The 23,307-nt window shown below is 58.3% G+C and carries 25 protein-coding genes and 1 pseudogene; 14 read left to right on the top strand and 12 right to left on the bottom strand.

Features of this window, described 5'->3' with window-relative positions; all coding sequences use genetic code 11:
• Together AC1RLZ_RS19645 and AC1RLZ_RS19650 are read right to left on the bottom strand one after the other, a co-directional pair.
• The coding region (locus tag AC1RLZ_RS19645) for a dCTP deaminase domain-containing protein (RefSeq protein WP_493189985.1) at positions 1-721 on the bottom strand (721 nt) is incomplete at its 3' end.
• 90 nt (positions 722-811) lie between these two features.
• On the bottom strand, positions 812-1,816 hold the full coding sequence (locus AC1RLZ_RS19650; protein ID WP_493189986.1) for a nucleotide kinase domain-containing protein: 1,005 nt from the start codon (positions 1,814-1,816) through the stop codon (positions 812-814).
• Between the two features lie 99 nt (positions 1,817-1,915).
• On the opposite strand from AC1RLZ_RS19650, the gene AC1RLZ_RS19655 reads away from it, so the two are divergent.
• On the top strand, positions 1,916-3,100 hold the full coding sequence (locus AC1RLZ_RS19655; protein WP_493189987.1) for a nucleoside triphosphate pyrophosphohydrolase family protein: 1,185 nt from the start codon (positions 1,916-1,918) through the stop codon (positions 3,098-3,100).
• 21 nt (positions 3,101-3,121) lie between these two features.
• Here AC1RLZ_RS19655 and AC1RLZ_RS19660 read toward each other — a convergent pair whose 3' ends face one another.
• From AC1RLZ_RS19660 to AC1RLZ_RS19690, 7 genes are all read right to left on the bottom strand, one after another.
• The gene (locus tag AC1RLZ_RS19660; protein ID WP_493189988.1) at positions 3,122-3,913 is read right to left on the bottom strand and encodes a thymidylate synthase family protein; all 792 of its coding nucleotides are present in this window, start codon (positions 3,911-3,913) and stop codon (positions 3,122-3,124) included.
• Positions 3,914-3,915: 2 nt separating this feature from the next.
• Entirely contained in the window at positions 3,916-4,563 is a 648-nt protein-coding gene (locus tag AC1RLZ_RS19665; protein WP_493189989.1) for a C1 family peptidase, read from the bottom strand.
• Positions 4,564-4,566: 3 nt separating this feature from the next.
• The gene (locus AC1RLZ_RS19670) at positions 4,567-5,577 is read right to left on the bottom strand and encodes an ImmA/IrrE family metallo-endopeptidase (RefSeq protein WP_493189990.1); all 1,011 of its coding nucleotides are present in this window, start codon (positions 5,575-5,577) and stop codon (positions 4,567-4,569) included.
• On the bottom strand, positions 5,567-5,965 hold the full coding sequence (locus AC1RLZ_RS19675) for a helix-turn-helix domain-containing protein (protein WP_493189991.1): 399 nt from the start codon (positions 5,963-5,965) through the stop codon (positions 5,567-5,569). The genes AC1RLZ_RS19670 and AC1RLZ_RS19675 overlap by 11 nt, the downstream gene beginning before the upstream one ends.
• Complete coding sequence (locus AC1RLZ_RS19680) at positions 5,955-6,305, bottom strand: hypothetical protein (RefSeq protein ID WP_493189992.1); 351 nt, start codon at positions 6,303-6,305, stop codon at positions 5,955-5,957. Before AC1RLZ_RS19680 ends, AC1RLZ_RS19675 begins: the two co-directional genes overlap by 11 nt.
• 152 nt (positions 6,306-6,457) lie before the next feature.
• Positions 6,458-7,039 (bottom strand): hypothetical protein, encoded by a 582-nt coding sequence (locus AC1RLZ_RS19685; RefSeq protein WP_493189993.1) that lies wholly within the window; start codon positions 7,037-7,039, stop codon positions 6,458-6,460.
• Positions 7,036-9,186 (bottom strand): helix-turn-helix domain-containing protein, encoded by a 2,151-nt coding sequence (locus AC1RLZ_RS19690; RefSeq protein WP_493189994.1) that lies wholly within the window; start codon positions 9,184-9,186, stop codon positions 7,036-7,038. The genes AC1RLZ_RS19685 and AC1RLZ_RS19690 overlap by 4 nt, the downstream gene beginning before the upstream one ends.
• A gap of 500 nt (positions 9,187-9,686) precedes the next feature.
• Between AC1RLZ_RS19690 and AC1RLZ_RS19695 the strand changes: the two genes are divergently transcribed.
• Genes AC1RLZ_RS19695 through AC1RLZ_RS19705 form a run of 3 tightly spaced genes read left to right on the top strand, consistent with a single transcriptional unit; the run spans position 9,687 to position 13,928 of the window.
• A complete protein-coding gene (locus AC1RLZ_RS19695) occupies positions 9,687-10,214 on the top strand; it encodes a MerR family transcriptional regulator (protein ID WP_493189995.1) in 528 nt (175 codons plus the stop codon).
• Positions 10,211-13,291 carry an HsdM family class I SAM-dependent methyltransferase gene (locus tag AC1RLZ_RS19700; RefSeq protein ID WP_493189996.1) on the top strand — a complete coding sequence of 1,027 codons (3,081 nt, stop codon included), beginning with the start codon at positions 10,211-10,213 and terminating at the stop codon, positions 13,289-13,291. Before AC1RLZ_RS19695 ends, AC1RLZ_RS19700 begins: the two co-directional genes overlap by 4 nt.
• Positions 13,272-13,928 (top strand): hypothetical protein, encoded by a 657-nt coding sequence (locus tag AC1RLZ_RS19705; protein WP_493189997.1) that lies wholly within the window; start codon positions 13,272-13,274, stop codon positions 13,926-13,928. Before AC1RLZ_RS19700 ends, AC1RLZ_RS19705 begins: the two co-directional genes overlap by 20 nt.
• Positions 13,929-14,302: 374 nt before the next feature.
• Here the strand turns inward: AC1RLZ_RS19705 and AC1RLZ_RS19710 are convergent, their stop codons facing one another.
• Both AC1RLZ_RS19710 and AC1RLZ_RS19715 read right to left on the bottom strand, forming a co-directional pair.
• Positions 14,303-14,743 carry a hypothetical protein gene (locus AC1RLZ_RS19710; protein ID WP_493189998.1) on the bottom strand — a complete coding sequence of 147 codons (441 nt, stop codon included), beginning with the start codon at positions 14,741-14,743 and terminating at the stop codon, positions 14,303-14,305.
• A gap of 28 nt (positions 14,744-14,771) precedes the next feature.
• Positions 14,772-15,353 carry a hypothetical protein gene (locus tag AC1RLZ_RS19715; RefSeq protein WP_493189999.1) on the bottom strand — a complete coding sequence of 194 codons (582 nt, stop codon included), beginning with the start codon at positions 15,351-15,353 and terminating at the stop codon, positions 14,772-14,774.
• Positions 15,354-15,518: 165 nt separating this feature from the next.
• Between AC1RLZ_RS19715 and AC1RLZ_RS19720 the strand changes: the two are divergent.
• From AC1RLZ_RS19720 to AC1RLZ_RS19730, 3 genes and pseudogenes are all read left to right on the top strand, one after another.
• Positions 15,519-15,808, top strand: a pseudogene (locus AC1RLZ_RS19720) (SOS response-associated peptidase); the annotation flags it as partial.
• 1,087 nt (positions 15,809-16,895) lie between these two features.
• Positions 16,896-17,207 (top strand): DUF736 domain-containing protein, encoded by a 312-nt coding sequence (locus AC1RLZ_RS19725; protein ID WP_493190000.1) that lies wholly within the window; start codon positions 16,896-16,898, stop codon positions 17,205-17,207.
• A 383-nt stretch (positions 17,208-17,590) separates the two neighbouring features.
• Positions 17,591-18,781, top strand: coding sequence for a DUF932 domain-containing protein (locus tag AC1RLZ_RS19730; protein ID WP_493190113.1), 1,191 nt, complete (start codon positions 17,591-17,593; stop codon positions 18,779-18,781).
• Between the two features lie 192 nt (positions 18,782-18,973).
• Here the strand turns inward: AC1RLZ_RS19730 and AC1RLZ_RS19735 are convergent, their stop codons facing one another.
• Positions 18,974-19,219: a helix-turn-helix domain-containing protein gene (locus tag AC1RLZ_RS19735; protein ID WP_493190114.1), complete on the bottom strand. Its 246-nt coding sequence runs from the start codon at positions 19,217-19,219 to the stop codon at positions 18,974-18,976.
• Positions 19,220-19,351: 132 nt separating this feature from the next.
• On the opposite strand from AC1RLZ_RS19735, the gene AC1RLZ_RS19740 reads away from it, so the two are divergent.
• From AC1RLZ_RS19740 to AC1RLZ_RS19770, 7 genes are all read left to right on the top strand, one after another.
• Positions 19,352-19,630: a DNA -binding domain-containing protein gene (locus AC1RLZ_RS19740; RefSeq protein WP_493190001.1), complete on the top strand. Its 279-nt coding sequence runs from the start codon at positions 19,352-19,354 to the stop codon at positions 19,628-19,630.
• Positions 19,631-19,790: 160 nt separating this feature from the next.
• Positions 19,791-19,985: a transcriptional regulator domain-containing protein gene (locus AC1RLZ_RS19745; protein ID WP_493190002.1), complete on the top strand. Its 195-nt coding sequence runs from the start codon at positions 19,791-19,793 to the stop codon at positions 19,983-19,985.
• Positions 19,986-20,208: 223 nt separating this feature from the next.
• Positions 20,209-20,565 (top strand): DUF2285 domain-containing protein, encoded by a 357-nt coding sequence (locus tag AC1RLZ_RS19750; RefSeq protein WP_493190003.1) that lies wholly within the window; start codon positions 20,209-20,211, stop codon positions 20,563-20,565.
• A gap of 132 nt (positions 20,566-20,697) precedes the next feature.
• The gene (locus AC1RLZ_RS19755; RefSeq protein ID WP_493190004.1) at positions 20,698-20,982 is read left to right on the top strand and encodes a helix-turn-helix transcriptional regulator; all 285 of its coding nucleotides are present in this window, start codon (positions 20,698-20,700) and stop codon (positions 20,980-20,982) included.
• 21 nt (positions 20,983-21,003) lie between these two features.
• Positions 21,004-21,885, top strand: coding sequence for a replication initiator protein A (locus AC1RLZ_RS19760; protein ID WP_493190005.1), 882 nt, complete (start codon positions 21,004-21,006; stop codon positions 21,883-21,885).
• Positions 21,886-22,332: 447 nt separating this feature from the next.
• Complete coding sequence (locus AC1RLZ_RS19765; protein WP_493190006.1) at positions 22,333-22,797, top strand: DUF2840 domain-containing protein; 465 nt, start codon at positions 22,333-22,335, stop codon at positions 22,795-22,797.
• Positions 22,794-23,306, top strand: a complete 513-nt coding sequence (locus AC1RLZ_RS19770; protein WP_493190007.1) for a S26 family signal peptidase — start codon at positions 22,794-22,796, stop codon at positions 23,304-23,306. Before AC1RLZ_RS19765 ends, AC1RLZ_RS19770 begins: the two co-directional genes overlap by 4 nt.
• Position 23,307: the final 1 nt, after the last annotated feature.

The following is a 23,307-nucleotide window of genomic DNA, read 5'->3' on the forward strand; positions in this document are numbered from 1 at the left end:
CTGCACGCCAAGGCCGCATAGGCTCAGCCAATGAGAACGCCTGCTGAGCGATTTTCAACAAAAAGCGGGACATCCCCCCAAATCCAATCAAAATACGGTAGTGGACCTTATCCATTGCATGAAGCCTATTGCTTAATTCAAGGTCCTTACCATCAAGCTTCTTGAAATCTTCGCGCAGTCTCTTTTCCAAAGCATAGACCGAATCCACCACTCCAGTAATATTGTTGATCGTCAGAGGTGGTATTCCGTCGGGTCCGCCCTTCAACCTGTACTTATCCGACCGCGCATCGAGATCTGCGATCCAAAGCAGGAAGAGTGGAAGTCCCTGCTCTAAATGGACGGATGCCGGACCTGCGTTAAAGACCGCAAAGATCAGTCGACCGGACCATCCAGGGTCAACATGAAATCCAGACACATTTACTAAGCCTTTGAGCTTGTAAGTCGCTTTCATCGAGATAAAACCCATGGTTTCGCGTGGTATCATGACTACCTCCTCGGTTAAGAGAAGGCGAACTGACCCGGCGGAATGGCAAATGGCGCGCCCCTCTACGAGCACCTGTTTCGTGTGAGAATTTGGATTTGGCTGCTCAAGTCCGGGTGTGATGTAAACCTCACGCCCCACCCTCAATGTCACGGCGTTACAATCGACCAGATCCTTGTTCGGGGCATCAACAAGCTCTTTGAGATGCGCCTCGAGCGTCTGACTGCTCCAAAATGGCATTGTTTCCTTCAGCGAAGCTGGACTATGCGCGCAGCAGCTGATCGGGCGACTAGGCCGCCCCGACGAAAGCGTAACTCCACCAATCACCGATCAGAAGAAGGACGGCTGTAACGTCTGATTATGAACCTTACCGTGCTTGGGTAAGATGTTATCCGTTTTAAGTCCCCATCTTTCGGGGAATTTCGGAGGCGGGGCTGGCATGTTGCTTGGTCGATAGCTTTGCTTAATACGTATTCGATTGGCAATTCCTGAAACTTGCGGATGAGCAACCCGTGCATATTTCGAGATTTCGCAGAACAAATTCTGGCAGTCAATTGGCTGTAGCCGGCGCCCAAACAGACCGGGAAATTCGAGTCCGAGGCGCTTGAACTCGGCTTCCTGCCGGTCGGTCATCCAATGAATAACGTCGTCGGCCTTCATGATGCCGACATCTCTAAAGCACTTGGAAATTCCATCGAGTGCGCCCGGTCCAGCAACCACGAAATCCGATTCATCGAAACCCATGACAGAAGAGTAGTTCAAATCGATCGTGTACTGAAATGCCAAAAATGGTCCGATTCCGGGATAAGACAAGATGAGATCGTAGACCGATCGTAACGATGGCATCTGCCGTACGCGCTCCGGAACGCGATCATTCATCATCTGGCTAAGCAGCGCGATGTGATTGCTGTGCTTTCGTTGATGACCGAATGCAGGCGACGGCATGATGTAAGCCGCCGAATAAATCTTCCGACCCCGCAATCGCAGATCTTCGAGCGTGCGATCCAGCTCCCCGAGATCCGTTCGACCCCATTCCAGCGGTCCAAGCTGCTTTTCCAGAGCTTCCCAAGTGTCAATGCGATTAAATAGTTTAAATAGCATTGTCCGGAAGAAGACTTCTTGCGGCGTTTTTGGTCGATCCGTGCCCGCCTGAACTTCTCGGATCAGATATTGGCTGACGCGATCTGCAGCTCGGTAGCAATTGGTGAACCGGTACGTTCTTAAAATCGGGTCCGATGTCCACGGACCGCTCGGATTGCTGTAGCGCCGATAAAACATCGCGAGCCGCTCGGCAGCAAATCGCCAATATGTGTCGAAGACAACGGTTGGGGTCATTCCTGGGGTCTCGCCAATAGTCAAAAGGAGACGGCGCGGTTAGGCGATAAGCCTCCCCGTCGAATCGACTACACGGTATACTGTGGAAGATGTAGGGTCATGAGCCGCATCAGCGGGGGAGTGCGATTAATGGAAAAAAAGCCTGATGGGCGGCTTTCGGCAAAGGAATACGAGCGATTCGCCACTGCCTCGGATCGGCTGACCGCCGATATGGACACCGCGCTGCTTGGTCTTGTCGGCGAGGTTGGGAGCCTGGTTAGCGCGCTGAAGAAAAAGCGCAGGGACACCGACGGTTTCCTCGGCTATCACGATGCTGTACTTGAAGAATTGGGTGACGTTCTTTGGTACGTCTCGGCTGTCGCGAGGCGCGGCGGGACCTCTTTGCAGGAAGTGGTCGCACGTGCAGCAGGCGGCGCTCAAGGACAAGCAGACGCAGCGCTGGATCAACTGGCGCCATCGGCGGGTGGATCCATCGATGAACGCGCTTTTGAAAGGGCGCTGCTTGAGCTTGCCGGTGAAGCCGGTGACCTTGCCAAGCGCTTTGTGGGTGCCGCGTATCGCGACAACGTCGATGCCTTGCGTGGCGATCTGGTCAAGTTCCTACGACCCCTGGGGCGGGCGGCGGCGGCAGCCGAGGTGTCGCTCGATGGGGCTGGCTGGAAGAATATCGCCAAAACCCAGGATCGTTGGCCCAGCGAGCTGAAGTTCCCGCCCCTGTTCGACGAAGGGCTTCATTTTGACGAGCAACTTCCGCGGTTGCTGCGCGTCGAAATCTATGAGCGCGAAGTCAACGGCAAGAAATTTGTTTTCCAGAAATCCGGAGGAATTCTACTCGGCGACCGGCTTACGGACAATCATCTGCCTGAAGACGACTATCGCTTTCATGATGTCTTCCATCTCGCTTACGCGGCCGTGCTCGGATGGTCGCCGACGACGCGTGCGATCCTCAAAATTAAGCGCAAAAGCCAAGTCAAAGCCGATGAGAATGAGGATGGCGCGCGCGCGAACCTAATCGAAGAGGGTTTGGCGACATGGATCTTCGAAACTGCAAAGCGGCACCAGTTCTTCGCGAATACTCCGCAGCTCGGCCTCGACCTCCTCAAAGCTGTGAAGGGGTTTGTACGTGGCTATGAAGCAGAACAGCTTCCGCTTTGGTTGTGGGAACGCGCCATTCTTCAGGGTTTTGCGGTATTTCGAGAGCTGCAGGTCCATCGCCGAGGGATCGTAACCGCCGATCTCCTTCGACGGGAGGTTCGGTTCGAGCGCTGGCCAGCAGAGTCCTGATCGAGAGCCAAATCTGGAAAACTACGCGGTATAGGTTCGGCACTTGGTGATCAGCGCATTGGCTTCGGATGTCGTCCAACCATGCGTGACGCCATTGCTCATTTTCTTGCCTGCATCGATCTCCGCATGGGTCGAGATGCAGGTGAGGGATCCGAGTGTCGCGCCTGATTGAGCTGCGACGAATGCCTGCAATCGCCCGAGACCAACGAAATTGCCGAGGCCACGGGCCACGTAAGCGTGATTGCGATACATCACGGTCAACAGCAGGGTCTTATCGTGCGTTAGCTTGAAACTGAGAAAGCTCAGGCACTGCCGGTTTGAAACCTTCCCCGCGTCGCGGGTTGGATCGTAGATCGTCATTTCATATGCATTGCGGTACGTGCGGACTGAGGCAATCTGATCGCGCATGAAGTGAACGAGATCGTCGAGTGGATTGATGATCAGCACTTCCTTTCCTTTGATTTTCTTCCACGCGGTCATGCGCTCGAAATAGCGTCCCCAGTCACGCGTCATTTGCTTCATGCGGGGCAGTACTTTGGCGTTGTAAGCGTCGTAAAGCCTATCGGCCCCGTGCCGATCGAGCAGGCCTTGCGGGAAGATTGTATTGGCAACGCCGGTAACGGTGTTGACGTTATGTTCGCGTAGGAACTGATCGACTGTTTGCAAAATTATCTCGTCCGGTCCCGAGATAGAGATAGGGTCCGCGATGTCGATTACGACGTTATGGGCATCGCCTCCGGCATCCTGCACCGCGGCGGCCGCGGCTAGCCACGCTTGAGCATTAGTTGGTTGCGGCGCAATTGGCGTGTACAAGACTAAAGCTCCTTGGTCATGATAGCTGCCCCGGTGAGCCGAGGCGTCAGATAGTCAATGGAAATCCAAGCATAACCCTGAATGCCCCAAGACTCTCCCCATGAGTTTCGAACCAGTACGAAGCTGGTCGAGGCGCGCTCGCCATGACCAACAGCAACAACAGCATGGCGGAGCTTTGGATCGGGAGGCTCGATTCTTTCAACTGTCCCATCTGCGGTCGGCCTAAAGAACGCATTCGAAAGTGTCATTGTTATTAGCACCGGAGACCCGGTATTTAATTGGTCGATGACATCACTGACCGTCAACGCGCACAAGCCGTGATCGCGAAAGAAGAGTTGCCTGGCGGGGGTTGGCGGAGCCCATGATGCAACGTCGTTGATCGGTACATTGCTATAAGGCCATTCCTCCTCAACGGGCTGACCATCCGACCTGATTGTCCCGAGCATCGAATTCAGTGTCGCGCCTTGATGGGGTAATCCGCCCTCACGTTTCAGGGCGTGATAATAAGCCCACTCTGCAGAAAGCGGCGTCCATCCTGGACGTGCGGCAGCGTGCGCGTCGCTCGCAGCGAAGGCCATGCAGGTTGGGCGTGGATTTTGATCCCGCGCCGGTCCAAAGCTGCTGCGCAGATCGACAATGCCTTTGATCATCGGTTATGCCGCCTGCAGGACCCGCTTGAGCTCGGGCTCCCACATGCCCGGACTTTCCGGGCCACGCAGGTCGTAGCGGAGCAGCAATTCGTGCAATGGCGCATCTGCCAACCAGGGTCGGGTTTCCTGCAGGGTAATCTGGCCCTGCACCCGATCCTCCGACCTCGCCGTCACCTTTCGCGTCAATATGCCTCCAATGGCCTCCGCGTTTTCGTCCTCGCGATCGTCGTGGACCAACGCAAAGCCGGCATCGCGGAGTTGATCGAAATTCCACAGATAACCGGCGCCACTATTCTCACGAAGCCGCACGACGAATAAATCATTGCGGCCGCCCTCAATGAGGGCACCTTGGTCGTGTTCAGTCAGAAGCCAGACATCCGATCGCCAATCGGGTGGTTCGTAGCCCACGAGAAGCTGCTGCTTGATCTCTTTGGGTTCGATATCGATTAAGTGCGCACATTGATCGCGGTTAATGACTTTGTGACGTTCCAGCGCGTAACAGGTAGCGCGATAGCTGGTCCCAAGTCGAAGCGATAATTGATAGACTTGTGGCGGATCACTGAGCCCGCGGGCGGTCCAACGTTGCCTTTCGAGGTTCAGCGCTAGCAACCATGCGGGTGTCAAAAACATCGATGCGAACGCATCAGCCTCCCGCTCTTGCCGGTTGAGACGTCCAGCAGTGGAAAAAGGAGCGCGACGCAGGATATTTTCATCATCCAGGCTTGGTTCATGCCGCATGTAAAGGTGGCCAAGCTCGTGAGCTCCGGTAAAGCGCTGCACCGGTAATGGACGCTTCGTCGTGATGAGAACACCGAGTTCGTCGCCCGGAAGGTAGGCGCCGAGTAGCTTGTCGAGGGGCTGAAACATCAGCGTCGCACCGAGCTTGGCGATCGCGCCGAATACATCCACACGGCCGCCGCCGGCTCGTTCGATCTGGTCCTTGATACCCAAGTCGCGATGCAGCGTATGTGCGGCCTTGGCGCCAGTTAAAATCGCTGCCCGGTTATCGGCCATCGGATCCTGCCTTGGTGCGGGCGCGTGACTTCAGAAAGTCCGCGAACCGCGCCAGTTCTTGCCGATCCTTTGGCGAAAGTGATGCTGCGGCGCGCGCCACATGCGCGACTTCCGCCGGTGTCTTGTCGGTCGCACCGTTTGGATCGTCGCCGGTGAACCACGCCACGGGCCGCTGGTAAAGCTTCGCCAACTGCGCTAGCTCGATGGCGTCGACCTTTCTGCTCCCGGCCTCGATATTCGAAAGAGCACTTCTCGGAATACCGAGTTTTTTCGCGACGTCATCCTGCTTAAGGCCGACATATTCGCGTGCCTCCTTAAGTCGCTCGGTGAGCGCTTGGCGGTCTACGTCGGTCGACGGCTGGGAAAAGCCTGCGCGATCATTGGTCATGGGGCTGCTTCTCTTTTGTTACTGAGTTCCAGGTAGCGTGCGTCTCGGACATCAGGTCGTTGACGCATGCGTCGATGGTGTCGTAGCCGCCCTGAGGGGAAAACGTTGCAGGCAGGGTAATACCCAGCAGTTCCTCGATGGCGCAGATCACCTCAACGATGACCAGCGAGTCAATTTCGGGTTCCCAAGATCGAGGAGCCACCGGAATGGCTGTGGATGCTCGACCCGGACGTAACAAAGCTTGGTCCGCGCCTTGGTCGGCCAGGGCATTCCTGATGCAGGCTTCCACCTCAGCATAGGGGAATACGGCACCGGGCGAATTCATCACTAAAGTGTCCATGGGACTCTCCGTCGGAATATCGGACTTAGGTATAAATCATGTCTGAAAATCGGACAATAGCCTGTCTGCCTATTTTTGGCCAGTGCGACCGATTTCTTGGACCGGAGTCGGTTCTGCCGGCTTGGCGAAGGCTGGCGTCGGCGAGCCGGGACTCATCCGTGCCAATCGAAACACCTGCTCCCTGCGAGAAATGTCCTAAGAATTCGATCCGATTTGAGGATGAGTTCGCGATCTCGGGCGTTTTGAGGGGATTTCTCGCCATGGAACAAATTACATCGCACCTGGTAGATCGTACGAAGAAGCTGTTCCCATGACGGCAAGTCATCGCCGTTCCATCCAACTGGCTGCTGCTTCACTCGCGCTGCTTTACAGGCCTCGATAAGGTCGTCGCGCTCAAACCGCCAAAATGCGTCGCGGCCGAGCTTTTTGCGGACGTCCCGAACGTTCAGTACCGGCCACATAGCTATGAAATCGCAAACCAGACGTCGGAACGGGCGTGACGTCTCTATGAGACCGGTATAGGAATCGACCAGGCGATCGTTGGCCACAATATCGCGGATCATATCGGCGTCGGTCTCCCGTTCCGTAACTGCAGCCATCCAGCCGTTAAAGGCCATCCAGATATTGACGAACGACATGAAGGAAGAACGCTGGCGGTCGGCATTCTTCATGAGATCGAGGACGAGATCCCTAGTGTCGGACTCCATGATCTGGAAATTGCCGAAATTCGTCATCCGCCACTACCGATCGAAGTAGCGAGATGCGCCTGGACGGTTAGACCAACGGCTCGGCGAAGCGGCGCGATGACGCAGGTCTCCCAGGCTCGAACGACGCGGCGATCGAGCTCTTCCCGCAGTTCGACATTGTCTTCGAACCAGCCTCGCAGATATTCGGCGACGCTGTCGCGATATCCGCCCGTACTTGTACCATAAGCACCCTCACAGCGATCCCAGAGTTCCTGCGCGCGCCCGAGAGGTTCTTGGTAAACCGCCACGGCATGATGCCGTGCGGCGTTGACGAAATCGGCTTCCCACTGCGCGGCGTTGGCGAGGACTTGAGTCAGGAAGCCGTGTGCGCTCGAGAGCTCGGGATTACCTTGCTCTGACTCTATGATTGCGGTCAGTCCTCCGATGACGTCGAACGAGCGAACCTTGGCTTCGGCCGCGGCGCCGTCGCCGAGATATTGAAAGACGTCGAAATTCCAGAAACGGCCGGCCCGCCGTGTCGCTGCCCATATTGTGCGCGGGTGCAGCGTCGTCACCGCACCAATCAACCGTTCATGGGCTGGCCGGCGCGCGCCGCGTAGAATGCGGTTACGGTCGGCAAACCGCTCCAGATTCCCTCCGACGGACTGCATTGCCGCCAGGGCCTGAGCCTCCTCGCGGTTGGACAACATCTCGTCCACCGCGAGAATCGTGGCCCGGGCCGCGTCGGCCTGTGCTTTGCGGACCGATCTGATCTTCTCCAGGATGAACGTCGTCATGTCCGAGGGATCATCAGTGCTGGCATCAAACGCAAAGGCCTCGACGCCGTGCAGTCCGATTTTGTGTAGCGCGTCTTCGACGTGACCAAGCTTGATGTCGTAACCTTGGTCGATGTCCTCAGCGCTCTCGCCGGAATCATGCCGCATAGAAAGTGCATCGCCCAAGCGCGCCATCGCGACGACGGCGACGCGGTTCAGCAGCGAAGGATCGGCGTCGGTTTCAGTGATGTGCGTCAGCAGATTCTGGCTGCTTGGATCTGGCGCACTACCCCATTTTGAGCAAAGCAAGGTCACTGCGCGGCCGTTCTTGAGGTGAGCAAGGATATCGGGGCGTATGGCGCTGCCGTCGACGCCGCGCGTATCTACCACCGCTATCGCTAAGCGCTCTTCTGGAACCAGGTGGAATGGAACGGTTACGGTGATCCTTGCCGGAAGGGAGAAGTCCTCATGCCGACCGTTGTTGATCGCCGTGAAGGTCAATCGCAACCACTGGCGCCCCGCCTTGGCATCGACGCCGTCAAATTCGATAGCGTGTCGGCTTCGCCGCCACAAGCTGAGGCGGGCGGCGAACTCTGCGGCGAAGTCACCAAGCTTTGAATATTGCCGTGCCAGATCAGTGGCGGGATCCGAACTCGCGATTACGCCCTTACGCGCCCGTGGAGGGCGGGGCAGGCCTGCCATGTTGCGTAAAGCGCGTTCAACCTCCTCTGCTGGTTTGAACTCCGGGGAAGTCGGCGAGCTTTCGCCGCCAAGCTTTTCGTGAACGCCCCTGCACACCTCGCCTACGAGTTTATAGACCTCCTCATCGCTGAGGGGGACGACCGTCAAGGCAAAGCGTTCACCAGTTTCGACTCGGACATCGCAAAGCGTCGTGCGACCGCCTCCAGTGTCGAGCATCATGCCCTTGAGATCGCTGGCGGTGGCCGCGTCGATCACTAGCCCTGCCTGCCTGCAAGCAGCCGTCGTCTTGCCAACGCCGATTTCACCGACGTAGACGACATCGTGATCCAGTGCGAGGAGGTAGTGGCCGGCTTCTTCAAGTCGCTTTTCAAAAAGCTCTGCCTGGCCCGCTAAGACCGTCGGAACTTGACCATCGGTGAGGAAAGTGCGGATGCGGGCCAATCCGCCTTCTATCGCAACCAATGAGTCGAGATCGGGGTGTCGTAGCGAGGGGCGCGGCAAGTGCTGCCACTCCAGTTGCAAAAGCTCGGCGAACGCTTGGGCGCGGGATGTCCCCAGAGCTTCGAGAAATGACGCGACGTCCGTGTCGTCGCCTTCTCCGGCCTCGATGCGGGAAACCCGGGTCTGGTTGGCGCTCATACGTTCGGCAACTTGGCGCTGCGTCATGCCGGAATCGTCACGGATTGCAGCAAGTAGGGTGCCGACTTCTGGGCTCAAGGGATTCTCCTTCGTTAATTCGAATAAGAATTGAATATATTCAAAGTTCAAGTGAATGCAAGTGGATGGCGTGTGAAGTCAAATTCCTCCTTCGCGATCAATGCGCTCGCGTGGGGAAACGGGGGGTTCTTGTATGCCGCCTTATCCGGCTGCCGCGTCTTAAGCGCCTCAGCGTTCTTTTTTGAGCTGTGTAGAGCAAGAACAAAAAGAGAATATATCGCCTCTGACGAACGAGTCGCCTAGGGTAGGGCTTCATGGGGGCCGTTCGATGGTCGAAGAGCTTCGGGTATTCGTTCGGCGTTTCTAGAGCGTAATTGAACTGGGTCGAGAGATGTCGCCCCGTTGGGACGAGCAGCCACGGAAGAGCATCCCCTGGCGGCTTATTGGCGCTTGCCTCGCAGCAGCGACGCAACGGTAACATCAACGGAGCGGCCTCCGGGTATGTAACCAATCTTAGGAAAAGATCGGGTACAAGACTCGAACTTCTGTTCGGACGATCAATGCGTTTTGTTTCCACCCGCGACGCCTCCCGGCTCACCGGCCTCTCGACGAACAAGCTTCGCGAGTGGACAAGCCGCCGTGCCCTGATTCCTGCTGACATCCGCCCGAAATGCCAAGGGGCGCCCGCCAAATATTCTTGGCAGACCATCTTGCTTCTTCGGATTGCGGCTACGCTCCGCGATGGTTTCCACCTCGAGCTCCAAGCCTACCGCCCGGTGCTTGCGAGCTTGCGTGGCAAATTGCGCAACACCTCGTTCTCGGCCCTCTCGGGGAAACCGCTCGCCATCCACGCTGACCATCGCTGGACTTGGTTCGACGATGCCGAGACACTTCCCCTCGTCGACGCCCTTGTCATCAGGCTCGATCAGCATGTCGACATTCTTTCGCAAGGCTTTGCCTTGCCGAGCCCCTCCGCCGCGTCGGGGCAACTCGATTTCTTTCCCGCGCAGGCCGTCGCGACCGCGCAATCTCCTCGACATCGCCCGGCCGCATTGCGTCCGACCGCGCGACGGCGGAGGTCTGCATGAGCAGTTCGGCTTTTAAGAAGGCGCTCGAGGCCGCCGGATATCTGACGCCGGCAGGCAGGTCTGCGCCCGGATTCGTCGCAGCCGACGACGGCGCGTCCGCTAAGCTCAAAAGGGTCTTCGCTGATGACAGGATTGGTCTAAGAGCGGATGCCGTCTTCACGGCGCAGAATACCCCGACAAGCATCTTTAAGGATGCAGGCGAGCATGCGCCGAGCGCTGATGATCTCAAGCGCTGGCACGAAGCCGCGTGGAATATCAGCGTCGCGCCACTGTTGTGGATCGTGACACCGACCGAGGTCCGGCTTTACAATTGCTACGCAGCGCCAGCGACGCACTCTGGTAAGACGACGCCACCGCTTGATTGCTTCGCCCTCGATTCCAGTGAGCGGCTGCGCGCGCTTGATGCAATGTGCGGCCGTCTCGCAACCGAGACCGGCGCGTTCTGGTCGAGTGCGGTGGGAGCCAAGATCGACCGGCGGCACCGGGTTGATCGTGATCTCCTAAGCGAAATCAGCGCGCTTGAGGATCTACTGACAGATCCGCCGCTATTGCCGGGCGGACGAGCGGGCAGTGGCCGCATGCCACGCGAGTTGGCGCAGCGATTTATCGGTCGGTGCATCTTCACCTGGTATCTTCTCGATCGCGGTATTGCGCAGCCGTTTCTACCTAAATCGCTTTCTCCTGATTTGAACAAGATGTTTGCTTCGAAGACAAGTGCGTTTGCACTATTCGCTTGGCTTCGCGCGACCTTCAACGGCGACCTGTTTCCGATGGATAATCCGGGCGCGGAGCGTGACTATCTGACAGATCAGCATCTTCATTTTATACGAGACTTCGTCGATGGGCGTAGCCTGGTCGCGGAACGCCGCGGCCAGGGTCGCCTTTTCAGATTCCGCTTTGACGCGATTCCTGTGGATCTCATCAGTTCAATCTATCAGCAGTTCGCACGATCGGCGGCTGCGGATGAAGCGGCGTCACAAGGCCTGCATTACACCCCGGTGGAGCTCGTCCACCTCACGCTGGACCCAGTGTTTGAGCAATTGCCAGGCAACTCGCGGATCATTGATCCAACCTGCGGGTCGGGTGCATTCCTTGTCGAGGCTTTCCGCCGGCTTGTCTGGCGCGCCGCGGAAGGTAAACAGGCTGATCGCAAGCTCGTGCGTAAGATTCTCTATACGCAACTCTTCGGCATCGACATCAATCGCTCGGCGCTTGGCATTGCCGCGTTCAGCCTTTACCTCGCAGCGCTCGAGCTCGACGAAGAACCCATCAGCGATGTCCGTGATCTCAAATTCGACCGGCTCATCAACACGACATTGTTCGAAGCCGATACGATAGGCGAGGCGCTTCCCGATACTCTCAGGGCTGTCAAATTTGATGCCGTCGTGGGCAATCCACCCTGGACATTTGTCGGGCGGAAAGACGGATCGCGCAAGCGCGAGGTCGACAACGATGAGACCCTGCGGCCGCGCAGGAGTCCGGATCAGGAGTTCCTGTCAGTTGCCGCCGATCTCGCCGGCGAAGCCGGACGCATCGGCATGGTCATGAAGTCGACGCCATTTTTCTCGAAAGATGTGCACGCGGTCCAGGCTCGCTCCGCATTGTTGAAGCGTGCCGCGCCCGTAGCGCTGATCAATCTCTCCTTCCTGCGCAAGGAGGGATTGTTCCCAGATGCGACCGGTCCGGCTTTGCTGTTCTTTGCCCGGTGCGCGCTGGCATCAACCCCGGATCGCATGCTCGTTGGTTCGATTCCGTGGACTCCTGATTTCAGAAGAACCGGCGTATTCCACCTAGGTCCTGCCGAAATTCGCACCATCCCACTGGCGCGCGTACTTGCGACCCCGCCGATGCTGAAGGCGGCGACATTCGGCACGGTGCGCGATGGCTGGTTGATTGAGCGTCTGGAACGCGATTTTCCGAGGCTTGATGAAGTTCTAACGTCGATCGGAGTTATCAAACGCGCTAATCGCGGGCAAGGTTACAAGGTCAATGGCGTTGGACAAACAAAGACGCCCGCCGAGTATTTCGATCTTCCCGTCGTGACCCCTTCGGCGTTTACACCGTTCCGTCTGAACGGGCGGAAGCTCGAACACCTTGAGCACCGGACGCTTCACCGGATCCGCAGTCGGTCGATTTTTCGGGGGCCGCTTTTAATCTGTTTGAAAGCCGGGTCCGAGGCGAGCGCGGAGCGGGGCCGCTACAGCGCAGCGGTGCACAAGAAAGACGTTCTCTACACCCAGAACTTCTACGGACTTTCGTTTTGCGACGCCGACCCGATCTTTGCATACGCTCTCTCCGGTATCCTGAACTCGAGCATGTCGTCGTTTCAATTCGCCTTCGGCGGCCCCACTTGGGGACTGGAACGGCCCACCGTCGAGCCGCACGATCTGTTGTCGCTGCGAGTTCCGAACTTGCTTGGGTGCGCCCGTGATCTCATCACGTCAGTGGTCGCCGCGGAGCGCGAGGCTGCATCCGATCCCACCAACGCAAATCTCCTGACCAGCCTAGACAAGGCAGTATTCAAGCTTTACGACCTTGAGCCTGACGAAAGCGTCATTGCGGCTGACGGAGTCGCCCGCGCGCGACCTCTTATCTTCGAGAATCGTGGTGAACGCATCAGCATGGTGCAACCGCCATCGCCCAGCCATCTCAAACACTATGCAAGACAGGTCAGCAAATCCGTGGACGCTTACCTGCGTGCACGGGGTGAGCGTCATCTTGAGGCTTTTGTCTATACCAAGCGTGTGAAGAAGACAGATCTAGCGACCGGTGTACCGGGTGTGACGGCGGTACGATTCATCATGGTCCCTGGCGCGCCGAAACGCGATGCCATCGTGCACGAGGGTGATCCGGCCGACCTCGATGCGTTGGTTGAGCTTCTTCGCGGCCGCCTCGAAAGCGATGTTCCGCCGTATCTGAACGAGCGGCGACAGCTTCGCATCTACGGGGCCGACGACCTCTTCATCTTGAAACCCAACGAGATTCGCTACTGGGATGCGACCGCCGGGCTTAACGACGCGGACATCATTCTCGCTGACCATTGGCTCCGGAGGCGGGATGGCGCTGCTGACACCTGACGTTCCGTTCGGCCAACCCGCTTTTGCATTGTCGGCCGATCAGATCGCCACGGTGCTCGACCTTGTATGTCGCGGCGCACAGGAGGCGCAGTCCGATATCAAACCGGGCATGCTCGAAGTGCCAACGACGATTGTGATCCGCAAGGCGATGCGCCGGGTGAAGAAGGACCTCGAACTGACCAATATCGAGGTCCGGGGTGAACATGAACTGGAAGACATGGCCACCACCGACGCGACGATCTTAGGCCGGATCGACATCACCCTGAAATTTCTGCATCAGTTCGGCAACGAAGACGCCTACGTGGCGATCGAGTGCAAGCGTGTCGGCGCCAGTCTCGCCGATCTTAATGCTAAATATGTTTCGAACGGAGTTGACCGATTTGTAACCGGTCAATACGGGGGCGAACACGAATGGGGCTTTATGCTCGGTTACGTTTTGGCGCTTCCCCTCGAAGAGGTGGTGGGCGCGATCGATCAACGGCTCCAAAAGTTCTACGGTGCGACGGCCAAGTTGACGGCAGAGGCAGCGCACACGCTGTCCCTGGCGATCTTTGAAGGCGCTCTGACACAGAAAAGCGGCCACGCCATACGGCTAAAGCACGTCTTCGTTGATATGACTTCAGCCGCGGAGGCCTAACTGAGCGTATTCGTCCCGATCTTCCGCCATCGTCGCGATGATCTCAAACATCGCTTTTAGGAACAGCTGAGTTGCTGGCGATACGGCGCGCCGTCGCCGTTTCTTCGTCCTCCGCCATGGTTCGTTCCTCTACATCGTACTTAGATCGTCCGGCACTTCGCCGAAATTTTTGATGACCTTTGCATCGCCGAAGTTTCCCGTTGCGGGATCGTCCGTCCGGCTGAATGCCACGGCCCCAAGGCGATTGTGTATTCCGGAGTTCACGACGCAGCGTCAGAGCTTTCACCGGCGAGGGGGGGCCGATCAGCCCAATCGTGTCGCCTTGGAGGACACTTATGTCGGTCGATGTATGCGGCCGGGTACCACTGACGGCGCTACCTTTCAGACAAGTCGAATACTTTGCGCATAACGGTGGCCTTCTTGAACAGCATTTCGACTGCCGGACGAGCTATCCGTTGTTTGAGGTACTGCCTTAACGCATATGCTTGCGTCAGCTCCGTGCCCCCAACAGTCTCTTCGATCATGTTGAAGTAGGTGAGATCACCCATATGCTCGAAGTCATTCATATCGACTGTGAGTTCATAAAGATGTTCTTGGCCCTGAGTTAGCCGCCAGAGCCGTTTGGCGGTTTCTAAATCGCGCCAGACGTAAAGCGACTGAGACCTTATGCGGGCCCATTCGGGCGATAACTGGCGGATAGCTTCTTCCGCCGCGCGCTGTTGGCCGGTGAGCCTGTGGACGTGGTCCCCGCGCGAGGTAATGACCTCTCCATCCTTAAAGTCAGCAGCGTCGTATCGATAGACGGGTGGCGACATCTGCTATTCCAGCGTTAGGGATCGGATCTTACGGAAGGGGTTTACCGTCGCTATGAGAGGTTGCAAACTGTACACCCTCATTGTTCCTCATCTTGTAGCCGGCGTAGACACTCAGTAAGACAGTCATTGCAGCTATCACCGAATGAAAGTGGTCCCGAGGGGACTCATGGCGTTCGACCTGGGGAGAACGCTCAGGGAAAAATGGGTCCAGAAGCGTCAATGCGTTGGAAACATCTGCAACTTCCTTAGTCTCGAAGTTGATTGGGATCTTCGCGTGCGCGAAGGCATTTCGGATATGACGGATCAGGGTGAAGTTTCGGTACGTGGCCTGGCCGAGTATCCCAATGGCTTGAGCCAGTGTTATTTTGCGGGAGAAGCTGCCTGCTGGCCCCTCCAGCTCAAACAAACGGTCGTTTAGGTCGCCCGTCATCGGCGGTAAGCAGTGGACGATTGCTTCGTCCAACAGGTTCTCCAGGGTAGACGCCAGCAGAAGACAATAGCCCCGATCGTTTATCTGAGCCGATAGCTGCTTCTCAAACTCCTCCTGATGGTTCGGATTACTCGGGAGGTTCATCAGCTTCTTTAATGCGCTTAGCTTCTTCTCAAGCACTGTCACTTCTCAGTTGTAGATTTTGTAATTATATCTTAGGTTGATATGGCGAATAAAGCCGCCCCTGAATACAGAACGCCATCGGGTGCCCTTCGTCCACCGCAACCCAATGGCGACATTTAAAGAGCGCATCGTTGAGCTATTACCGCAAGGGTGGACGGTCGTGACCGCGGGGCCAAGTCGAAGCCGATTCCCGGACCTCATCTTGTTTACAGCTTTCTGACCACTGCGCACAATGCGGTCATCGAACCGATCCATCCCAAGGCCTGCCGGTAATCCTGACGACGGACGAAGAGCGCGACGTGTGGATGCGTGCTCCGTGGGACGAGGCGAACGCCTTGCAGAGGCCACTACTGGATGATGCTTTGCGGATCGTGGCGCGTGGCGCCGATAAGGAAGACCGCGCGGCGGCGTTAGAAAGTGGTGCGACAGGTGCGGCTGTGTTCACGCCATAGCTTCAAGTAAATCATGATCGTGGGCGCGTCCGCAATCGCGGACCGGGCTCTCGTGAACCGCGCCGCAAGAGCGTCGCGGCCATGCGGCATCGATCCTTTGCAAAAAAACTGATCACCTTGGCAGAGGTGAAGAACCGGACCTTTATGCAGTAGCGGTTATGAAGAACCAGGACATGGCGGAAGTCGCCGAGCAGCTGTTGGTCGGAACCGGCTGGCTGCCGGTGCTGATGCGGACGCGCGAGCCGGCCAAGAGTCTGCCGGACACCCGCAGGCGGATGCCGTCACGGAAGCTAACCCTGACGCTTACTCTGTCGCCGCCGGGTAAGCGTTATGGCCGGGGCCGCGTGAGCGGTCCCGGCCTGTCATCGTACTACTTGGCCGCGCGCCATCGGGCGCGCGGCCAGTCTCACGATACTCACACCCTCGACTTGGCGCGTTCTAGAAAGCGAAATATGTTTCAAGCTGAAGCCTGTGGGGGCGGGCGCGTTATGGTCGGCACCCGTAGAACCGCCCGAAGGATGGCACGTCGCCGCAAATCATGCCTTGGTACGACAGCGATTAGCCGTGGATGATCGACGGCCTCGCTCTTCACTAGCGAGGCGTAGATAGGGGCGGACCTATCTGCCACTGTGACGTCGAGATCGCAAATTGAATTCCGCGGTTCTTGAGTCGAGGGCAGCGCCGCGTTACGAAATCACGCGCTATCGGTTCGTCGGGTTACGCCTTCGCCGTCGTTCATGCGCGAACGCAAGCCTTGGTGCGATCGGTGAAGCCAAGTCCTTGTGTCGTGGTGATGGCAACAGCCATGGTGGTCTCCACCAGTCCGTTTATGGGAGCGTAACACGCAACCGCGAATGGACGGATCAGGCCCGAGGGACGGCTGCGCCTCGATCGCCTTCCCGCAACGGCTAAGCCAGCTTTTTTCCCCTGCCGCAAAGTGGCGGCATTCCTCGCGAGGCAAAAAAGCCGTCTGCAGCCGTCCTCCGCTGTGCTGCGGGCCTGACGGCTGCGGGCCGATCGCTCCCCGGGCCAAGGACCGCCATCGAGGCTGCGATGGTCGCGGCCCGACAACAGAACGGAGACTACCATGGCTACCATCGGAACCTTTACTGCGTCGAACAACGGCTTCACCGGCTCGGTCAAGACACTGACGCTCAACGTCAAGGCGACATTCGTCGCAACCGAGAAGGAAAACGACAAGGCGCCCGACTATCGTATCCTGACAGGCGCCACCGAGTTCGGCGCTGCCTGGAAGAAGATCGCACGGGAGACTGATCGCGAATATCTCTCAGTCAAGCTCGACGATCCGAGCTTCCCGGCACCGATCTATGCCTCGCTGGTGAAAGGCGAGGGCGACGACAGCTTCACGCTGATCTGGTCCCGCCGCAACGGCGACTGATCCAACGGATCGACGCGCCCCGCCTCTTCGAGGCGGGGCTTTTTTGCGCTTAGGCCATCGTTGCGCAGAATTAAGGGGGGATAACTTCGGTCTCCTTGTCCGCATAAACATCGCTAAGGGCTCCGCCGCTCGCGCGCGCAAGGGTAAAGCACCGTTCGGTGCCGGCCGGAGCGGTCTCCCCGGTCTTCCGCGCCCTCGCAGAATTTTCATGACGATATGAATGCGAGGCGCGTGCAGACGCGCACGTTGCGCGCCCCGCTGGACGGGTGATCCCCCTCCACTCCGGCCGCCCTTGCTCTTGCTACCCCGGTCTCGCCGACGGGCAGGGTTGCAGCGCAGCGCTGCGCTTTAACCCAGCTACATAAGGAGAATGACCCATGACCATGATGACTCTGACCCAGAGCGAGCAGCCTGTTTCCAGCGGCTTTCGCGTGGACGTATCGCGCGGCGAGCGTGTTGGCCGCGTGTCGTCGGAATGGTTTTCCCGCCCCGATGACGAACGCTTTCTCAGCCTGACCGATCTTTATCAATCGGTGCGCCGCCGCGCCGAGCGTGCGCAGGCCCGTACTGTGGAAAGCCGTACAGTCAGAGTAGAAGCGTCCGGTGAGAATGCCGAGCGGCTGGCTCTGATCGTGCCGGGACGTGACGAACCAGTGGCGCCGACACATTGGAGTTTTGGACAATTGTGCAGCCTTGTCGGCGCGCCGTCATCCTATATGCAGCAGCTTCCCGCCCCGTTGGCCGCGATCAATCTGCAACATGGCTTGCTCTCGCATCGTGCCGAGTTGGTGAAAACACTGGAAGCCGATGACGGTCGCGTCGAGCTTCGCGCCGTCACCGGCCCAGATTATGGCCGTGTCTGGGATTACGAGCTTGTCACTGCCGTCATGAAGATCGCAGGCAACGGCATTGGCGATACGCGATGGAAAGTGCCGGGCGTGCTCGACTGGAAAACGATGACGCACAATCCATTCGTGGACATCACCAAGGATCTGACGACGCTCTACGCCAGCGACCGCGATGTATTCCTTTTTCTGGTGGATGATACCTATCCCATCGAGGCAGGACGTTTGCCGGATGGATCGCCGGATTTGTATTTCCGGGGCTTCTGTTGCTGGAACAGCGAAGTCGGATCGAAGACGCTCGGCATCGCCTCATTCTATCTTCGGGCCGTCTGCATGAACCGCAATCTCTGGGGCGTCGAGAACTTCGAGCAAATCACCATCCGGCATTCCAAATTCGCAGCGCAGCGGTTTGCTCATGAGGCAGCACCGGATCTGACGAGCTTCGCCGATTCGTCGCCCGCGCCGTTCATCGCCGGCATCAAAGCCGCGCGCGAACGGATCGTCGCCCGCAACGAGGAGGACCGAGAGAGTTTCCTGCGTAAGCGTGGCTTCTCCAAATCCGAGACGACGAACATCATCGCGACCGTGTTGAATGAAGAAGGCCGTCCGCCGGAAAACGCGTTTGATTTCGTGCAGGGCATCACGGCGCTGGCCCGTGGCAAGGCGCATCAAGATGCGCGTCTTGAACTTGAGGGTAAGGCAAAGCGGCTGCTGGAACGCGTCATCTGATGAGCGAATAGCCGCGCAGCCGGAAGTTCGGTTGCGCGGCCAAGGCTTCTCAAGACATTCAGCTTTACAATTTTCGGCCGATCCGGTTTTCGGATCGGCGGCGGACGCGCAGTCGCGTCCGTGGCTCGCCGGGCCTGCGGCCCGGCTCGCGAAAGCACGGGCCGACTTCTGTCATCTTCCACCGAGAAAGCACTAGGCCGACTTCGGCCTCTTCTTCTCACTGGTCGGAAGTGGCCGTTTGAGCAGATCTGCTGCCTCAACACCCAGAACTCGCGCCAGCCTATCTAAAACATCAATGCTGGCAGCGTAGACGCTTCGCTCAAGTGCGCTGATGTAGGTACGGTCGATTTCAGCACGATGCGCCAATTCTTCTTGCGACAGGCCCTTAACCCGTCGAAGTTTTCGCAAATTGAGCGCCAGTACCTCTCGTATATTCATGCCCAAGAGGGCAGCGTCTTGAAGAGTATTTCACCACGGAGTATTCTCTACAAAAATGCGAGTGCAACCGTTGATCCCTTCCAGTAAGTGCAAGGGCGCAGTAGAAATCATGAATATTTGAGTAGGAATTTCATGAACAACCCGCCGCTTGATCCCGACGTTGCCGAGGCTGCGCCCACCGATCCGGCGCTAACGGTCTACGATGGGCAGCATGTTGTGACGTACATGCGCCTTCTCGCCGCCGAGTCGGAGGGGGCCGACTGGCGAGAAGTCGCGCGGGTCGTGCTGCATCTTGATCCCGACAGCGAACCGGTTCGTGCGCGTAATGCGTTTGAAAGCCATCTGGCCCGCGCCAAATGGATGACTGAGCATGGTTATCGTCATTTGCTACGCGGTGGCGCGACCAAATAGAAAGCCAGTCACACGAACTTTCTTTTGAGAAAAACAATTCTCTTCGTGCAGTGATCACTTTGAAGCATCACGCGCGATGCGCAATTAGGGACTTCCTGCAGCCTTCTAGATCAGAATTTATTGCCCCACAATCTTCGATCTGTTGGGTGGGATCAGAGCAATGCCTGAATTCGACTGGCGAGAGCCCGAGTCGTACAAACGCGTACAAGATGCCGAAATCAACGCCATCGCCTGGGAATACCTTCGCCGCAATCCGGACTATCGGCGTGACTACGAGGAGATGGTCAGGGCTGGACGCGTCCATAATGTGACAGCCGAATTCAGGGGGAGATGGGGCCTCTGCTTTCGCTCATAACCCGCAAGGGTCTTTCCACGAGCAGACGATCTTCTGGGCACCGGAGGCCCTGCCGACGGTGGTGCCGATCGGTCGGCCTGCATCATCTTCGGATGTTGTCGGCGTCGGCCATTCGCTCGTCGATCTGACAGCGGGCGATCTGCGCCGAGCGTCCGACGGTTGGCACGCGGTTCTGCGCATTCGTGGAGCTGAGCATCGTCTGTGGCTGACGGAGCCGCCGACTATGAGCATGTCGTATTCGGCGCTGCTGCCGCTCGACTCTGACTTCGAAGTTCGCGCGCACGCCGCCCATCGACTGTGGCGGGCCATCAATGGGCGTGCGACTGGTCCCGCATTTCACGAACTGTCTCCTCAACGCCGCGAACGCTTGGTTCTGGCAGTTCGTGCGCTCGATGGGCGTATGGACGGCGGTACCTACCGTGCGGTCGCCGAAGTGTTGTTCGGCAAGAAGCGCATTCCCGAGCGTGCCTGGAAAACCCACGATCTGCGCAACCGGACCATCCGTCTCGTGCAAAGCGGCGTTGCGCTGATGCGCGGCGGCTATCGCGAACTCCTGCGGCAGTCACGTCGCAAGAAGTAGCTGACAATTTCGAGGGGTATCGCAAACGTACCCCTGACCATCGGCATCCCCCTTCGCGGCCTTGCTCCGCCATCGTGACCACCGACGCGCAACGCTTCTCGCTGACGCGCGGTGTTATCACGGAGCCTTCAAATGTCCGATCTTATGGCCGGCTTGCCGCCGCGCTTTCTGCGCACGCCCGAAGCTGCGCGGTTCTTGGGTCTGTCCGGCCGCACGCTGGAAAAACACCGCACCTACGGCACCGGTCCAACCTACCGGAAAATCGGTGGCCGCGTCGTCTATGCGCTCGACGATCTGCAGGCCTGGGCCGATCGCGGTGCCAAAGCGTCAACGTCCGATCCGGGGAAGGGCACCGTGCTGCCCGCCAAGAAACACGCAGGGGTGCTGCGCCCATATGCCGGTCAAGAGCGACGCTGATTGTTCAGGGAACGCGTCGTGATGAGGCATCGGCATAAATCTGAGCGCGAACAGCTCGATCTTTTTCGCGCGTTGCCCGGCGATCTCGCGCCACGCGATGCGCAGGATCTGATGGCATATCCGTTCTTTTCGCTCGCCAAATCCAGGCGTGTCGTTCCGATCGATTTTCGCGCGGGAACCATCACCGTTCGTGTCGAGGCCGTGCCGGAACACGGTATGGCGACCATCTGGGATGCGGACGTTCTGATTTGGGCTGCCTCGCAGATTGTCCAGGCACGTGACGCCGGTTTGAAGACGTCTCGCCTGATGGCTGCAACGCCATACGAAATTCTGACCTTCGTCGGCCGCGGCACCAGTGCACGCGATTACGATCGGCTGAAGGCCGGTCTCGACAGGCTGCAATCAACGACGGTGCTGACATCGATCCGCCAGCCGACCGAACGGCGGCGGCATCGCTTCTCCTGGATCAACGAGTGGAAGGAGACCGCCGATGCACATGGGCGACCGTTTGGCCTCGAGCTGATCCTGCCGGATTGGTTCTACGCCGGCGTCCTGGACGACGCGCTCGTGCTGACAATTGACCCCGCCTATTTCGATCTGACCGGTGGACTTGAGCGCTGGCTTTATCGGCTGGTCCGCAAGCATGGCGGTCGCCAGGAGGGCGGCTGGAGCTTCGATCTTGTCTACCTTCACGCCAAGTCCGGCAGCCTCTCGCCGCTCAAGCATTTTGCTTACGACCTGCGCGAGATCGTCCGTCGCCAGGCGTTGCCTGGCTATCGGCTCATGATCGAGCGTGACCTACGCGGCACCGAGCGCCTCAACTTCGTACCTCACCCGGTCGATCCATTCGCCGAGCGGCTGCGCAAGCGCGGGCTCGCTCCTCAATCGGAGGACGGCCTGTGAATCAGCTCGTGCTATCGGGGACCGCAACCCTCGTGCCATCAGGGACTGGGTCCTCGTGCTATCGGGGACCGAAATCGGATCTAACGCCTTGTTGCTCAACGCTTTGCAGCGCCCGTAACTTTCCTAACCTAAAATCCTTCGGATTTTCTCTAACGGACGCGGCATTCGTCGCTGTTGGGATAACCAGCGAAGGCTCAGCGCGAGCACAGTTCTCGTCTCGGTCCGCAGTCCGCTTCAGAGACAACACACTGGTTAGACGCGCTGCCGGCGACAGGTGCGCTCCGCGCAAAGCTGGATCGCGACGGCATCACTGTCGGCCAAGCATTCGCATGGATTGCCAGCTGTCATTCCACGCGATCGGTGTTTGCGATCCCAGAAGCAAGGTCGACGCGCATCATCTCCGTCGAACGGCAACCCAATTCATCTTTCCAAAAATGGAGGAGGTTCATGAGCAATCTCACGCAAGTCGAGATTCTGTGGCTTGATAAGCGTATCGAGAACCGGATTCGCTTCGGCCACATTGTCGAAGAGAAGATTCTCGACCGCCGCCGGCGCGTTGTATCATTTGCACCCGGTAGCATTTTCGCCTTCGTCCGCTGGACCTCGAGTGACTTTGGCACGGTCATCTCGCGGATCGACATCTTGCGGGCAGTCGCGGCCGGTCAGCGTTGCGCCACGGTGCCCTATGTGCGACCCGGCGGCGACATTCTGTTGCGGTTGTCGGGCTGGCCCAAGGTCGAACGGGTGCTGCAGCTGATCGATGCGGTCGAAGCGCTTGGCATCGATCCCGCCGACGCTGCACCTGATTATTGGCATCACGTCCATAACCGCCTCTCCGTCAATGAAGCTCCACGGACCTACACCAAGTCGCGTCACCAAGCTTGGCTTCACCGGAAGAGGATTGTGCCATGAATGGCCGGTTCTCGACGCTCGCAGCGATGCTTGGCGGAGTTACGATTCTTCTCGTAACGGTGGTCGCGAGGCCGGTTCCCCTCTACGTGTGGAATGCTTCCGAAAGTGTACCGCTTGGGCTCTATCGCTTACGGACGGCAGACAGACTGCTTGTCACCGAACTCGTCGCCGTCCAGCCACCCGAGCCGCTGGCGACCTTTCTTGACCTGAACGGCTATCTGCCAGTCGGCCTTCCCATGTTGAAGCGCGTGCTGGCGCTTCCGGGGCAAACGGTTTGCAGAAGCGGTCGCACCATCTCGGTCGATGCGATCGACATGGGTGAGGCGCGCGAGCGAGACAGCCGCGGCCGGCCGCTGCCGGTCTGGCACGGCTGTCGTGTTATCGGCGAGGACGAACTCTTTCTCATGAACTGGCAGTCCAAGGACTCGCTGGACGGTCGCTACTTCGGGCCGATCGCGGCATCCGCGGTTGTTGGCCGTGCATTCCCTGTCTGGACCAAGGAGGAGTGAT

It is taken from the genome of Tardiphaga sp. GW822-FHT04G09 (assembly GCF_058800725.1).

Excerpts from the sequence above, each read along its gene's own strand:
- AC1RLZ_RS19650 (WP_493189986.1), bottom strand. The coding sequence starts at position 1,816 with ATGACCCCAACCGTTGTCTTCGACACATATTGGCGATTTGCTGCCGAG.
- AC1RLZ_RS19655 (WP_493189987.1), top strand. The coding sequence starts at position 1,916 with ATGAGCCGCATCAGCGGGGGAGTGCGATTAATGGAAAAAAAGCCTGAT.
- AC1RLZ_RS19665 (WP_493189989.1), bottom strand. The coding sequence starts at position 4,563 with ATGATCAAAGGCATTGTCGATCTGCGCAGCAGCTTTGGACCGGCGCGG.
- AC1RLZ_RS19670 (WP_493189990.1), bottom strand. The coding sequence starts at position 5,577 with ATGGCCGATAACCGGGCAGCGATTTTAACTGGCGCCAAGGCCGCACAT.
- AC1RLZ_RS19675 (WP_493189991.1), bottom strand. The coding sequence starts at position 5,965 with ATGACCAATGATCGCGCAGGCTTTTCCCAGCCGTCGACCGACGTAGAC.
- AC1RLZ_RS19680 (WP_493189992.1), bottom strand. The coding sequence starts at position 6,305 with ATGGACACTTTAGTGATGAATTCGCCCGGTGCCGTATTCCCCTATGCT.
- AC1RLZ_RS19685 (WP_493189993.1), bottom strand. The coding sequence starts at position 7,039 with ATGACGAATTTCGGCAATTTCCAGATCATGGAGTCCGACACTAGGGAT.
- AC1RLZ_RS19695 (WP_493189995.1), top strand. The coding sequence starts at position 9,687 with ATGCGTTTTGTTTCCACCCGCGACGCCTCCCGGCTCACCGGCCTCTCG.
- AC1RLZ_RS19700 (WP_493189996.1), top strand. The coding sequence starts at position 10,211 with ATGAGCAGTTCGGCTTTTAAGAAGGCGCTCGAGGCCGCCGGATATCTG.
- AC1RLZ_RS19705 (WP_493189997.1), top strand. The coding sequence starts at position 13,272 with ATGGCGCTGCTGACACCTGACGTTCCGTTCGGCCAACCCGCTTTTGCA.
- AC1RLZ_RS19710 (WP_493189998.1), bottom strand. The coding sequence starts at position 14,743 with ATGTCGCCACCCGTCTATCGATACGACGCTGCTGACTTTAAGGATGGA.
- AC1RLZ_RS19725 (WP_493190000.1), top strand. The coding sequence starts at position 16,896 with ATGGCTACCATCGGAACCTTTACTGCGTCGAACAACGGCTTCACCGGC.
- AC1RLZ_RS19730 (WP_493190113.1), top strand. The coding sequence starts at position 17,591 with ATGATGACTCTGACCCAGAGCGAGCAGCCTGTTTCCAGCGGCTTTCGC.
- AC1RLZ_RS19735 (WP_493190114.1), bottom strand. The coding sequence starts at position 19,219 with ATGAATATACGAGAGGTACTGGCGCTCAATTTGCGAAAACTTCGACGG.
- AC1RLZ_RS19740 (WP_493190001.1), top strand. The coding sequence starts at position 19,352 with ATGAACAACCCGCCGCTTGATCCCGACGTTGCCGAGGCTGCGCCCACC.
- AC1RLZ_RS19745 (WP_493190002.1), top strand. The coding sequence starts at position 19,791 with ATGCCTGAATTCGACTGGCGAGAGCCCGAGTCGTACAAACGCGTACAA.
- AC1RLZ_RS19750 (WP_493190003.1), top strand. The coding sequence starts at position 20,209 with ATGAGCATGTCGTATTCGGCGCTGCTGCCGCTCGACTCTGACTTCGAA.
- AC1RLZ_RS19755 (WP_493190004.1), top strand. The coding sequence starts at position 20,698 with ATGTCCGATCTTATGGCCGGCTTGCCGCCGCGCTTTCTGCGCACGCCC.
- AC1RLZ_RS19760 (WP_493190005.1), top strand. The coding sequence starts at position 21,004 with ATGAGGCATCGGCATAAATCTGAGCGCGAACAGCTCGATCTTTTTCGC.
- AC1RLZ_RS19765 (WP_493190006.1), top strand. The coding sequence starts at position 22,333 with ATGAGCAATCTCACGCAAGTCGAGATTCTGTGGCTTGATAAGCGTATC.
- AC1RLZ_RS19770 (WP_493190007.1), top strand. The coding sequence starts at position 22,794 with ATGAATGGCCGGTTCTCGACGCTCGCAGCGATGCTTGGCGGAGTTACG.